Source organism: Hyphococcus lacteus (assembly GCF_041058985.1).
GTDB classification, from domain to species: Bacteria; Pseudomonadota; Alphaproteobacteria; order Caulobacterales; family Parvularculaceae; genus Hyphococcus; species Hyphococcus lacteus.
In genome coordinates this window covers 1,240,574-1,253,168 of record NZ_JBEHZE010000001.1, presented here as the reverse complement: position 1 = coordinate 1,253,168, position 12,595 = coordinate 1,240,574, and the positions used below count along the sequence as shown (strand labels likewise).

Genomic DNA, 12,595 nt, shown 5'->3' with positions numbered 1-12,595 from the left:
CGACCTTACGATAGTCTTAGCCGTTGGGCATCGGTCGCGTATATACTGAGTGTCCGAGCCAGCTCTTGGGGACAACACTTCATCATTGATCCAAGATTGACGTGAATTTCATCGCGCTTTTCGCGATTAGGGAAACCAATATGCCGCTACGCCAAACGCTCTTTGCCTTCGCTTCTGTATCAGCATTGATTGTTGCCCCACACGGTTGGGCCGCAAAAACAGAAGAGGCAGTTGTTTCGGCCAGCCCGTCACCAGAGAGCCAACCTCTGAGCGTGTTAAGCACGGAAGACGCTTCGCTGTACCAACAGATTTTTGCGCTGCAAAAAAGCGGAAATTGGCGTGATGCAGATCAGTTGATCAATCAACTCGATAACAAAGTTCTCATGGGTTATGTCCAGTTCCAGCGTTATATGCACCCAACTGCGTATCGCTCTTCGTTTAGTGAGCTGAAACGCTGGCTCGCTTACTACGCTGACCATCCGGAGGCTGACAAAATTTATTCGCTAGCGCGGAAACGCCAGCCGCGCGGTCAATCATCCCCACTCCGGCCTATAACTCGCAAATGGCGTCAGCCACCGGCAAAACAGCTCCACCCTGACCTGGTTGCTGATGCTGACAATATGAGCGCGTCACGGTTACGCCAAATTGAAGGGCGCGTCCGATTTCTTTCGAACAAAGAACGAGCACTCGACGCATTAAAAGAAATAGAAAACCATCATCGCCGCGGCACTATTTCTACACGACAGTTTGACCGTATGCGGTCATGGATTGCAGCCAGCCTTTATTACCAAGGATATGTCGATACAGCCCAGAAGATTGCTGAAGAGGCCGCAGCACGAAACGGTGAAAGCGCCGTTTTGGCGCAATGGATTGCCGGGTTAACCTCCTTCCGTGAGGGGAATATTTCGAGTGCGCACAATCATTTCAAAGCAATGGCCGCCGTCCCTTACCAAGAAGATAGCCTACGTGCAGCAGCTGCATTCTGGGCGGCACGCACAGCGCTTGCGGGCGGTAACCCCGCTGACGTAACCCCTAACCTTGAAATCGGGGCGGCGTTCCCTTTTACGTTTTACGGACAATTATCGTTGGCACAATTAGGCCGGGACCACAGCTATAACTGGTCTGCTCCAGAACTTGCGAATGACGATGTCTCAGATCTTATGGGGAAAGAACCGCGCATCAAACGTGCGATTGCACTCAGCCAAGCCGGTCGCACCTCCGATGCTGACGTCGAACTTCGTTGGGCGAATGGCGCGATCGAGGCCGAAGATGCGCCGACACTCCTCGCTGTGGCGATTGCACTTGATCTACCTGCTGCGCAAATCGACATTGCGCTATCTGATGACAATCCAGCGCTACAAGCGGGACTGTTTCCGATTCCGGATTTTACCCCCGAAAGTGGCTTCAAGGTTGATCGCGCGCTTCTATTTGCGCTGATGCGCCAAGAATCAAAGTTCAAAACCGACGCTACCAGCCGCGTCGGTGCCCGCGGCCTCATGCAATTAATGCCCCGCACTGCCAGCTATATCGCTGGCGACCGGAGTTTAATCTATAAAAGCGGACGAGAACGCCTGTACGATCCATCATTCAACATGGAACTGGGACAAAACTATGTTGATCATTTAATGACCAAAGCCGTCGATGGCGATCTATTCCATTTGGCCGCAGCCTATAATGGCGGGCCCGGAAATCTACGCCGTTGGAAACGAGATGTCGCAATTGACGATCCGCTCCTCTTTATCGAGAGCATTCCAAATCGTGAAAGTCGTGATTTTGTTGAGAAGGTTCTTACCAATTTTTGGATCTACCGCGCACGCTTAGGGCAACCCGCGCCATCGCGCGAAAAAGTCGCCGCTGGCGAACTTCCCTTATACGAAGCAATCGATCAAATTGCTTCGCAATAAAAGCTACACTAGTGGTTTTAGATTTGAATTAGTCGAGATTCATGACCTGCATGATAGCAGGGCCAAGAATTACAGCGAACAATACCGGCAAGAAAAAACCAATCATTGGAACAGTCAACTTTGGTGGCAAGGCAGCTGCTTTTTTCTCGGCCTCCTGCATGCGCAAATCACGGCTTTCTTTAGCCATAACCCGCAAAGACTGACCAAGCGGCGTACCATACTTCTCTGATTGTATCAGCGCAGTTGCAACGCCACGAACTGAATCTAGGCCCGTCCGTTCCGCAAGATTCGCATATGCCTGTTTGCGCTCTTGCAGATAGGATAGTTCTGCGGTTGTTAGGCCCAATTCCTCAGCCAACTCAGGACAACTCGGACCAACTTCTTCACCAACCTTTTGAAAGGCAGCTTCAATCGACATACCGGCTTCCACACAGATTAGAAGAAGGTCAAGCGAGTCAGGCCAAGCTTCACGGATTTTTTGCTGTCGTTTTGTCACGATATTCGTGATGTAAATATTTGGCAGATAAAAACCGCTCAAAAACCCGCCAATAGTCGCCAAAAGGCGGCCAAATGGATCAAGCTCAAAACCATTGAGCAGATAGACATAAATGCCAACAATGATCGCAACAACGAATGGCAAGGTAAGACGAGCCGTCATGAAGGTGAAAACCGGACCTTGCCCACGGAAACCAGCCATCATCAATTTTTTGCGTGCTGCCTCTTCGTCAAAAACCTCGAGCAATTTCAAACTCTCGACCAATTCTTTGACCATGCCTTGCGGAGAGCGATTACGAAGCGACGTATTCGTCTTTTTCGCCAACATTTCACGCTGTTGTTTGCGAAGATTGTCGCGATAACTTCCGACCGTTTTCATTCGCTCTTCAAACTTGTCTTTGACAAGCAGCGGTTCAAGAATTGTAAACACAGCCCCGATCGCCGCAAGCGAGACAAGCGCTGCAATCTGTATTGAAGGATCCGTAACTGCGTTGATCATCGCTTCCATTGCGCGCGTCCTAAACCTTGATCTGAGTCATTTTTTTCATCACGAGAATACCGGTCATCATCCACACACCCGCACCGATGAGAATGAAATTCCCAACTTTTGTGGAGAACAACGGAACCAAATAATCAGGTGATGATAGTTGCACCGCGCCCATAACCAGAAATGGCAATGAACCAATGATGTATGCTGATGCTTTCGCTTCTGAGGAAAGGGCCTTAATTTTTCCTTCCATCAGCTTCCGTGAGCGCAAAACATTTGCGAGGTTACCCAACGCTTCTGCTAAGTTACCACCTGTTTTTTGCTGGATGAGCAAGACGATACTAAAAAAATTGACTTCCTGAAGGGGCATACGCTCTTGCATTCGTTCCAGCGCCTGCTCCATGGAAAGACCAACGCGAATACCCTCCGTAAGCATATGAAACTCATCGCTAACGGGGCGTGGCGCTTCACGGCCAATGATCTTCAGGCATTCGTTTACCGGAAGGCCAGATTTTACACCTCGTACGATCACATCAATGGCGTTTGAAAATTCAGTAACGAATTTTTTCTGTCTGCGTTTGCGCAGAAAATTTAAAGACCAACGTGGAAAGCCAAGCCCCCCGACAACAAGCAATAAACCACTGATCCATGGTTGTTGCCCGGAAACAACGCCGATCAAACCAAACGTCAATGCTGATACAACGGAACCGATGTAAAAGTGCTGGCGCTTAATGGTGAGGCCAGCCTGTTCTAACATCTGGTCCATAGACAGACGTTTTTTCTTTTTGAGATCCTTGGTTTTATTTTCAAGCGCCGCGAGCGATTCAGACAGTTTCTTCCGACGTTCTTTATTCTGCGCTTCCGCGTTGGGACCGCCCCCACGTTTTACTGTCTTCGCGGCATTTAGCGCGGTTACCCGCTGATTGGTTTTGTCTTTCTGACTAGGAGCCAGCAACACAAACGCCAACGCTGCAAAGCAAACGATGCCCAATACGCCAACAATGAGGATCTGCTGATCCATAGTTTTACTCCGAAGCTGCGTCTAATGCGGATGCCAGCTCCGCCTCTTTGCCGTAATAGCGTGCACGATCCCAGAATGCTGGGCGTGCGATACCTGTCGACTTATGCTTACCGACGATGTTCCCGTCCACATCCTCACCATCCATATCGTAGACAAAGAGGTCTTGCGTGATGATTGTATCACCCTCAGTACCAAGAACTTCCGTAATATGGGTGATACGACGCGAGCCATCGCGCAAACGCGCCGCTTGCACGACAACATCGATAGAGCCAACAATCATTTCCTTGATCGTTTTCGACGGAAGGTTGTAACCACCCATCGTAATCATTGATTCAATACGCTGAAGCGCTTCGCGAGGACTATTGGCGTGTAGCGTACCCATAGATCCGTCGTGACCGGTGTTCATAGCCTGCAACAGGTCAAACGCTTCTGGTCCACGAACCTCACCCACGATAATCCGCTCAGGGCGCATACGTAGGCAGTTTTTCACGAGATCACGCATCGTGACCTCACCTTGCCCCTCAAGGTTGGGCGGTCGTGTTTCAAGTCGAACAGTGTGCGGCTGCTGGAGTTGCAGCTCGGCTGCGTCTTCCGCGGTAATAACGCGCTCATCATGTTCGATAAAACCCGTCAGACAGTTTAGCAGGGTCGTTTTACCCGAGCCTGTACCGCCGGAAATCAGCGTGTTGATCCGGCAATGACCAATGATTTCGAGAACTTTTGCGCCTTCTGGGGAGATTGATCCAAAATTGACCAAATCTTGGATACGCAGCTTATCTTTTTTAAATTTCCGGATCGTCAGTGCAGCACCATCGATCGACAACGGTGGTGCAATGACGTTTACACGCGAGCCATCAGGCAGACGCGCGTCACATATTGGGCTTGCTTCATCAACTCGGCGGCCAACCTGGCTCACAATACGCTGACAAATATTCATCAACTGAGCATTATCGCGGAAGCGAACATTGGTAAGTTGGATTTTACCGCCGACTTCAATAAAAACGCGGCTCGCTCCATTGACCATGATATCGGCGATATCATCACGGGCGAGCAATGGCTCAAGCGGACCATAACCAAGAACATCATTACAAATATCTTGCAAAAGCGCTTCTTGCTCCGCGATCGACATCTGAACATTCTTGATAGAAATGATTTCATTGACGATATCACGAATCTCTTCAGCAGCAGCTTCTGTATCAAGCTGAGCGAGCTGCGAAAGATCGATAGTATCGATCAGCGCATTAAAGATTGTCGTCTTTGTACGAAAATATTCATCCGACCGGTTTCCAATTTCAACCGTCTCGGTTGTCGCTTTCGGTGGCGGAGACACACGTGGAGGCGCAGCTGGCGCTGCCTTAGCGCCCGCCTTTTCGGGCTTGGTCGCCTTTGACGCTACCTTCGCCGGAGCCGCAGCCGGTTTCTTTTCTGCTGGCGCAGCTTTTTTCGCTGCGGACGCATCTACTGGAGCCGTTCTCCGTCCGAACATGGATTTACCCTATCGTTTTTTCTTAAACATCCCAGCCAAGCTGAACTTCGGCCGCGCGATATTCGTTTCATTCCGCCCAAGCATTTGAGCAGCAAGATCACGAATGGATTGTGCCGTTTTCGACTTGCCACCCACTTCTGTAACTGGTGACGCGTTCGTCGCCGCAGCACCAAATAATTGTGGATCCCAATTAATCACTTGCGCGGGCTTAATACCTACATGCTCTGCAAACTGAGCTGCCTGTACAGCCGAAGTTTTTGGATCAAATTGATTTATAACCAGCGTAGGCGAAGAATCATTTGGCCGTGCGGCACCCAAAATATCTATCAGATTTTTCGTGTTCCTAAATGATGCCAAATCTGGTGTCGCTGTAATGACAATTTCATCCGCCGTCATCAGGATGCGCTTTGACCACGATGTCCATAAATGCGGTACATCAACAACAATCGTTGGTGCCGTACCACGAACAACATCAAGCACTGTTTCAAACGCCTGATCATCAAGATCAAAGTCACGGTCCAACATACTCGGTGCAGTGAAAAGACTCAGCCGGTCCGTATGCTTCTGCAACAGACGATCAAGCAAAACATCGTCCAGACGCTCCGGCGAAGCGAGCGCTTCCACCAAACCGGCGGAGGCCTCTTCATCAAAATCGAGACTTACGGTACCGAAAGGTAAATCCAAATCCAGAATTACAGTGTCACTATGGAATTCCTCGGCGGAACACCACCCCACATTGTGCGCCAATGTCGAAGAACCAACACCACCGCGCGCACCAACAAATGCAATCGTTTTACCAATAGGCGGTGCAGAAGGGTCAACATAAAGATCAGCAATCGTCTTAATAATCTGCAATGGGGAATTCGGACGAACGATATATTCGCTGACCCCTTGCTTAATAAGCTCTCGATACAGAATAATATCATTTACCCGGCCAATAATGATCACTTTCGTTGACGGATCACATACTTCCGCCAGTTCAGCAAGCTTGGCAAAAATTTCTGCTCCACCGGCCATCGTTTCCAAAATAATCAGATTTGGCGTCGAGGCAGTCTGGAAATGATCAATGGCCTTATTAATCCCCCCCATATGAATGGTGAGGTGCGCCTTTGACAACCGACGGTCAACCGATGCTTTTTCTAACAGCGTAGTCGTATCTGGTGCTTCGCAAAAAGCATGGATAGAAATACGCGGAACCGGGCGGTGATCAATCTCTTCTTCGCCATAACCACTTACATCAATATCCGACGTGCTTTCTTCGATATCTTGGCCAGCGATAGCGGCCGTCGCGGCGACCAATGCACCTTGCGAAATTTCTTCTTCTGTCTCTACGGAAACGTTTTCATCGGGCTCCGCAACTTCTTCTGACAATTCTGTGTCATCAAAAGCGTCATCGAACGAGAAATCCTCATCGGAAGGAAGATTATCTTCAGCAACCGGGTCGGTCGCATTCAAGGCTGCACTGACGGTCGCGGCTGGAGCGTCTTCTGCGGTGAAATCCTCCTCGGAGAAGATATCATCACCAAAATCTTCTTCGCCGAGTGCAGCAAGCTCTTCATCTGACAACTCTTCACTAAGCCACGAGTCATCGTCGTCAAACGCTTCTAATTCACTTTCGAACGCATCATCATCCGCTTCTGCAGGAACAGTCGCAACTGGACCACCGTCCGCACCGAGGCTGGCAGCACCTTCAGCTACGCCTTCCTCATCTTCAGTCGGCTGGTAAGTCGTTTCAGCAGCGTTTTTCATTCTTATCTCCCTCGAGCATCTCTTCTAAGAGGCAACTCAAATCTTAATTCCCGGAAGTCTCAGCATCTATATTGCCGTCAACGGCGGAGGCGGTAACCTGGCCTTCGCGAAATAGCTTCATTGCCCGAACAACCGATGTACCATCACGCGGATCGACCTCGGCAGGAGCAATAAGGTCATGCGGGTCGGCAATCATTGCTGCGTAATTATTCATAGTTGCGCAACCCATATTCGGTGTACGAAGGTTTCGGTACTCACGTTCCCGCATCCCCTTCCAAACCCCGCACGGGCTCGCACTCGCGACATAACGAGTGAAGGAAAGAACAATTTCCTCGCCATTACCGGAACCGGCACGGTAGGTTGCACCATGCATCGCAGACCATGAAACGCCCGCATCGTTCAGTGTTTTTCGCACATCCGCGGCCGCTTCATGTCCGTCATTATCGTTGCCCGCCCCGGATGGAGCAGTCACAGTAACAACACCATGGCCATTCGTAAGATACGAATCTGCAAAAGAGCGAAGCCGAGCCTTATCAACATTTGATAAATCGGAAGTTGTCGGATCGACATTTAGCGTCAACGTTACAACCTGGCTATCAACAGAAACAGGATGCGTTTCAGCCACTGTGAGGCCATGTTGCGGCCCGTTAAACGGACCACCAGAGCATCCGACGACCAGCAAGGATGCCGCAGAAAGAAGAGCAATTTTTGTCTTATTAGCGTTCATTACCACGTTCCCTTAATCGAGGATGAAACCCATTGGACCCTGTAGCGCGGCCTCATTTACACCAGCGCCAGCTAAGCCATAGGTTGATACAATTTTTCCGAGCAATATGGTTTGCGCATCACTTGCCGGCACAAAACCTTCAGCAGGGTCAAGAAGCGCAGATTCATGCGTAGATTTAACGAGGTATGGCGTTACAATGATCACCAATTCAGTTTCATTGTTTGCATAATTCCGGCTACGGAAAAGCTGCCCCAAAAGCGGAACATCTTTTACGCCCGGCACACCCTCTATTGTCGAGCGCATATCTTCCTGAAGTAGACCTGCCATTACCAAGCTACCGCCGGAAGGCATTTCGACCACAGTATTAGCGCGACGAACTGACAAACCTGGAATAGATAAACCGGCAGTCGTCGTGAGGTTACCTGCATCATCCACAGTAGTGGCACCAGGAACAAAGAACGCATTCTCAGTTGTGATTTCACTGACTTCTGTCGAAATTTTCAAATTAATGCGGCCTTTGCTCATCACCAATGGCGTGAACCCAAGCCCGACACCGAACTCTTTAAACTCAATGGAGATGACGCCATCATCCTGCCCCACAGGGACCGGGAACTCACCACCAGCAAGGAAGCGTGCAGATTCTCCTGATACTGCCGTCAAGTTTGGTTCAGCCAAGATGCGTACGAGGCCATTCGACTCGAAGGCCTGAAAAGAAGCATCAAGGTCTCGTAGTGTGCCGGTGGAATTTGGACGATTTCCTGTCAAACCCAATCCACCATTCGTCGCAATAGAGTTGGCTGCGGCAAAGGTGAAATTCGAGTTTGAGATAGGAATTGAACCGCTTACCGAAACACCAAGCTGTTTCAATAACTGCCGCTGCATTTCAACGATACGCACTTTAAGCATGACCTGCTCTGGGTCACGTACGCGCAACATATTGACGACGTTATTTTCATTTCCAACAAAACGGCCTGCCAATTCCGAAGCATTGGCCGCCTCACTCGCTGACTGAACCACCCCTCGCAGGATAACGTTGTCATTGACAGATTCGACTTCTATGCGGGCTTCCGGCAACACGCGGCCAATCAGCTCACTGAGCGCATCCATATCGCGCTCAACCTGTATCTCCAAGTTGAGAATTTGACGCCCACGCGAGTCAAAGAAAAATGCATTTGTCTGGCCCGTGGATAGACCAAGCAAATAAACACGCCGTGGTGAACGAACGACGGCCTCAACCACACCTGGCTGAGAAACCAAAACGTCCGCTGCTGCTTCAGGCAATTCGACGATAGCCGCCTTATTCAGTGGCAGGATTATACTTTTTGAAACTGCACTTTCACCGCCCATATCGATTTTCACAGGGTAAGCACCCCGTTGCGCCAATGCGCTTTCGGTAGGTGAAAGAACCGCGCCACCAGCAAGTATTGCCAGCGACAAACCCATCACAGATTTCGCAGCAATCTTTCTAACTGCTTTCAACGGATCCTTAAGGACAGCCATATCAACCCCCTGGGATTTTTTGTTCTTACGAGCGGCCATAACGAATCACACTCACATTGGATGACCGTCGCTCAGTAGCGAGCAGCTCACCTTCGGGTTTAAAGATACTACGCAGAACCAGGCTCAATGAGCCGGAAGACCGTGCAGAAATAAATGTTTCAGAATCGAGTGGCGCAAGTTCGAGCGTGACATTCACGCTATCGATATGCGCAGCTTCTGTGTTTTCAGAGAAAACTGTATTCACCGCAAGAACACGAACATCTTCGAACATCGTGCGTGCAAGCCCGCCATCACGGCTGTCGCGTCCACCACCTGTAAAAAGAATATCAACACGGTCGCCAGGAAGAATAAAACCGCCAGAAGCCGTTTCAGGTGATACACGTAATGTGACGGCACGCATTCCAGGCGAAATGATCGCAGCCATAAGCCCCGAAGACTCTGCGTGAACGACTTTCTCATTCACGATAGGCTCCCCAGCAACAATTAGAGAGCGCGCGACAGCGCTTTCTAGACTTTCTCGCGCTTCCGGGTTTTCATCGGTGATAAAAGTTGGCCGAACCGCTTTCTTGGGCCATGCGATCCATGAGGTTCCCTCCAACGTTAGGCGTTCCCCACGTTGGATGTTTTGACTGGCAACAAGAACGCGGACGCTCTCTTCCTTGACAGGCTCAACAATTTGAATTGGCGCAATCGTTTTATTCTGACCCAACATCAGAACAAAAGCACCAGCCCCTGCGACAACAGCCACACCTAAAATTGCAATTCGACTTACGTTCATTTCGATTCCGCCTGACTTTTACGCTTTCCATACAGAACGTCGTTTTTGTATGTTGAGCGAAACTCCTCAAAACTCTGTTAACTGACCTTGTTAACCGCCAATGACTAATTGGAAGTATGGTGTTTGTGAAAAACTAAGGAGTGCACCAGCGCCAATTGCGACTGCATAGGGCAAATCCTTTTTTCGTTCATGAAGCCGCATTAACCACGGCGCGTGAGCATAAACCGGCAAAATGGGTAGCTTGCGGAACATCGTCATAACAATCGCGAGAAATAACCCCGAAACACCGACATAGAATAGAAACATCCCAAGACTGCCGAGACCTAACCACGGCGCAGTAGCCGCAAAGAGCTTTGCATCCCCGCCACCTATGATTTTAAATGCAAAAAGCCCGAAACTAACGGTCAACGCGGCCGCACCAATCAAAAGCCCCTCAACAATCAGTTGCGGGCTCGCACCCACCGCAAGTCCAGCGGCGGGATAGGCGGCTATCAAAACAATCGAAATCCAGTTTGGAATTTTAAATTCGTATATATCGTTGGCAGCCGCAATTAGGAGCGCCGCAGGAAATACCGATAGTAAAAGATAGGCGACCACTGTCCGTCTCCAGATAAATTCAAACCATTTATCTACGCGTCTGGTCTTAATGTTCCGTTAGACATAAACAAAAAAGGAGATCCAATGGATCTCCTTTTCCGTCTCAGTACGCTTCAGCGGCAACAATACGCCGAGTAGCGCCAATTCCTAAGATGCGTCCAATTCAGTCTGGACGTCGCCGAATGTACCACTAAGTGAAGTACCAACAGCTTTAACCGCACCAATGATGGCAACAGCAATTAGGGCAGCAATTAGGCCATATTCGATAGCCGTTGCACCAGATTCGTCATTCTTAAAACGATTAATTAGAGTTTTCATTTGTCGACTCCTGCTTACTCTTTACTTGCACCGCTGAAGAAGGTCTCCCCCTTCAGACATGACCATAATGATCAACATCAGTAAAAAATTTATAAACAGAATTTTTTATCTGTGTACTAATTATGGTTAAATGTAATTAACCAAATGTAAAACCACTGCTTTACTAGCGCGCAAGGGTATTTAAGCGCGACATATCGTTAATAATCAGCCCCGGATAATCTCGCTGCGCAATTCCATCTTGAATAAGAGACGCCACGGCACTCGCCGCACATGCCTCTTCAACCTTCGCACGCTCTGCTAATTCCCGATGCTTCGGCATTCTCTCAATGCGCCATGTGCCACTGAGCGCATCTCGCTCAACACATTCTATAAGTGCAGCATATATGCGTTGTTCTTCTGCGATTTGAGTAGACATCGCACCGAACCGCTTGGAAATAAGATGCTCTGCGAGGAACCCCGCAATATTTCGCATCAATGATGGCCGCCCGACTGCGAGGGTTCTGAATTCAGCAGCATCAATAACAATTAGGTCCGTATCCGCCTCAGCCGTGACCGAAATAGACTGAAATAAGGTCGGATCGGGCTCTGAAATCGCAATCTCAAGCCCAAAAACTCCGTGCGGTAGTATATCTTCTATCATCATTCCGCCAGCTGCCGCGTCAGCAACCGAGACGCGGAGACCGCCAGAAAGGACAATGGCAAATTCTGCCCCATCATATTGTCCCATTGAAAAAACAGTCTCACCCGCATCGTATCGGCGACGCTCGCTTTGGTCACACACCAGCGAAAGAACGGCCGTAGGAAGACCATGGAACGGTGATATACGCGAAAGCATCTCAACTACATCAGACTCAGTCGAGATAGGTTTAGTCATAATTGCAGTCATAATGCTCTCCACCAGCTATCCTTTCGTATCAACGGAAATTTAAGCTCGGGTAAAATTTCTCTTACGAAATCATTGCACTACTGCGATAGATTGGAATGAATGCCCATAATCGCTTTAAACATTCCTTGACTCATAAGGCCTAAGGTCTCGTCAGGTTTATAGAGGACGATCCAATGCGCAGTATTTTCACCGCACTTGTTATACTCACGGCAACAACTCAGGTTGCCGCAGCTGAGCAATTATGGCTGACCATGGATCAGGTACGCCCTTACAAGCTTGAGAACCCAGCACAAAGCATTGTTGTCGGGAATCCATCCATCGCGGATGTCACCGTCCAAGATAACTCGAACGTATTATTATTCGGCAAGGCCCCCGGCCTGACAAATATTTATATTTTCAATGAAGACGGTGAGGCTGTAAAAAATCTTATTATTCGTGTACGGACGCCTAGTGCAGACATGATGACAGTTCACCGTGGCATTGCACGTACCACGTATAATTGTACAACAAATTGTGAAGCGACTGTGACGGTCGGAGATTCAGATACCGTCTTTAACAACGTCGCCGCGCAAGTACAAAGCAAATTCGGCCAGGCATCAAGCCTCTCTAAAGGCGGAAACGAAAACTAATTTCCATATTCCGAATGC

At 49.3% G+C, this 12,595-nt stretch carries 12 protein-coding genes; 2 read left to right on the top strand and 10 right to left on the bottom strand.

The annotated features are described in order from the left end of the window. Positions 1-140 precede the first annotated feature (140 nt). A complete protein-coding gene (locus tag ABFZ84_RS06100; RefSeq protein WP_369313062.1) occupies positions 141-1,904 on the top strand; it encodes a lytic transglycosylase domain-containing protein in 1,764 nt (587 codons plus the stop codon). A gap of 28 nt (positions 1,905-1,932) precedes the next feature. Here ABFZ84_RS06100 and ABFZ84_RS06095 read toward each other — a convergent pair whose 3' ends face one another. The 10 genes from ABFZ84_RS06095 to ABFZ84_RS06050 form a co-directional block, all read right to left on the bottom strand. After that, entirely contained in the window at positions 1,933-2,907 is a 975-nt protein-coding gene (locus ABFZ84_RS06095; protein ID WP_369313061.1) for a type II secretion system F family protein, read from the bottom strand. 10 nt (positions 2,908-2,917) lie between these two features. Beyond that, on the bottom strand, positions 2,918-3,907 hold the full coding sequence (locus tag ABFZ84_RS06090) for a type II secretion system F family protein (RefSeq protein WP_369313060.1): 990 nt from the start codon (positions 3,905-3,907) through the stop codon (positions 2,918-2,920). A 4-nt stretch (positions 3,908-3,911) separates the two neighbouring features. Next, entirely contained in the window at positions 3,912-5,393 is a 1,482-nt protein-coding gene (locus ABFZ84_RS06085; protein ID WP_369313059.1) for a CpaF family protein, read from the bottom strand. Positions 5,394-5,402: 9 nt separating this feature from the next. After that, entirely contained in the window at positions 5,403-7,142 is a 1,740-nt protein-coding gene (locus ABFZ84_RS06080) for an AAA family ATPase (RefSeq protein WP_369313058.1), read from the bottom strand. Between the two features lie 43 nt (positions 7,143-7,185). Then, positions 7,186-7,869: a CpaD family pilus assembly protein gene (locus tag ABFZ84_RS06075; protein WP_369313057.1), complete on the bottom strand. Its 684-nt coding sequence runs from the start codon at positions 7,867-7,869 to the stop codon at positions 7,186-7,188. A gap of 12 nt (positions 7,870-7,881) precedes the next feature. Continuing rightward, the gene (locus ABFZ84_RS06070; RefSeq protein ID WP_369313056.1) at positions 7,882-9,369 is read right to left on the bottom strand and encodes a type II and III secretion system protein family protein; all 1,488 of its coding nucleotides are present in this window, start codon (positions 9,367-9,369) and stop codon (positions 7,882-7,884) included. Positions 9,370-9,394: 25 nt separating this feature from the next. After that, positions 9,395-10,147, bottom strand: a complete 753-nt coding sequence (gene cpaB / locus ABFZ84_RS06065; RefSeq protein ID WP_369313055.1) for a Flp pilus assembly protein CpaB — start codon at positions 10,145-10,147, stop codon at positions 9,395-9,397. Positions 10,148-10,237: 90 nt separating this feature from the next. After that, positions 10,238-10,744 carry an A24 family peptidase gene (locus tag ABFZ84_RS06060; RefSeq protein ID WP_369313054.1) on the bottom strand — a complete coding sequence of 169 codons (507 nt, stop codon included), beginning with the start codon at positions 10,742-10,744 and terminating at the stop codon, positions 10,238-10,240. Between the two features lie 147 nt (positions 10,745-10,891). Beyond that, the gene (locus ABFZ84_RS06055) at positions 10,892-11,062 is read right to left on the bottom strand and encodes a Flp family type IVb pilin (protein WP_369313053.1); all 171 of its coding nucleotides are present in this window, start codon (positions 11,060-11,062) and stop codon (positions 10,892-10,894) included. Positions 11,063-11,225: 163 nt separating this feature from the next. After that, the gene (locus tag ABFZ84_RS06050) at positions 11,226-11,948 is read right to left on the bottom strand and encodes a Crp/Fnr family transcriptional regulator (RefSeq protein WP_369313052.1); all 723 of its coding nucleotides are present in this window, start codon (positions 11,946-11,948) and stop codon (positions 11,226-11,228) included. Positions 11,949-12,121: 173 nt separating this feature from the next. On the opposite strand from ABFZ84_RS06050, the gene ABFZ84_RS06045 reads away from it, so the two are divergent. Further along, positions 12,122-12,577: a pilus assembly protein N-terminal domain-containing protein gene (locus ABFZ84_RS06045; protein WP_369313051.1), complete on the top strand. Its 456-nt coding sequence runs from the start codon at positions 12,122-12,124 to the stop codon at positions 12,575-12,577. Positions 12,578-12,595 lie beyond the last annotated feature (18 nt).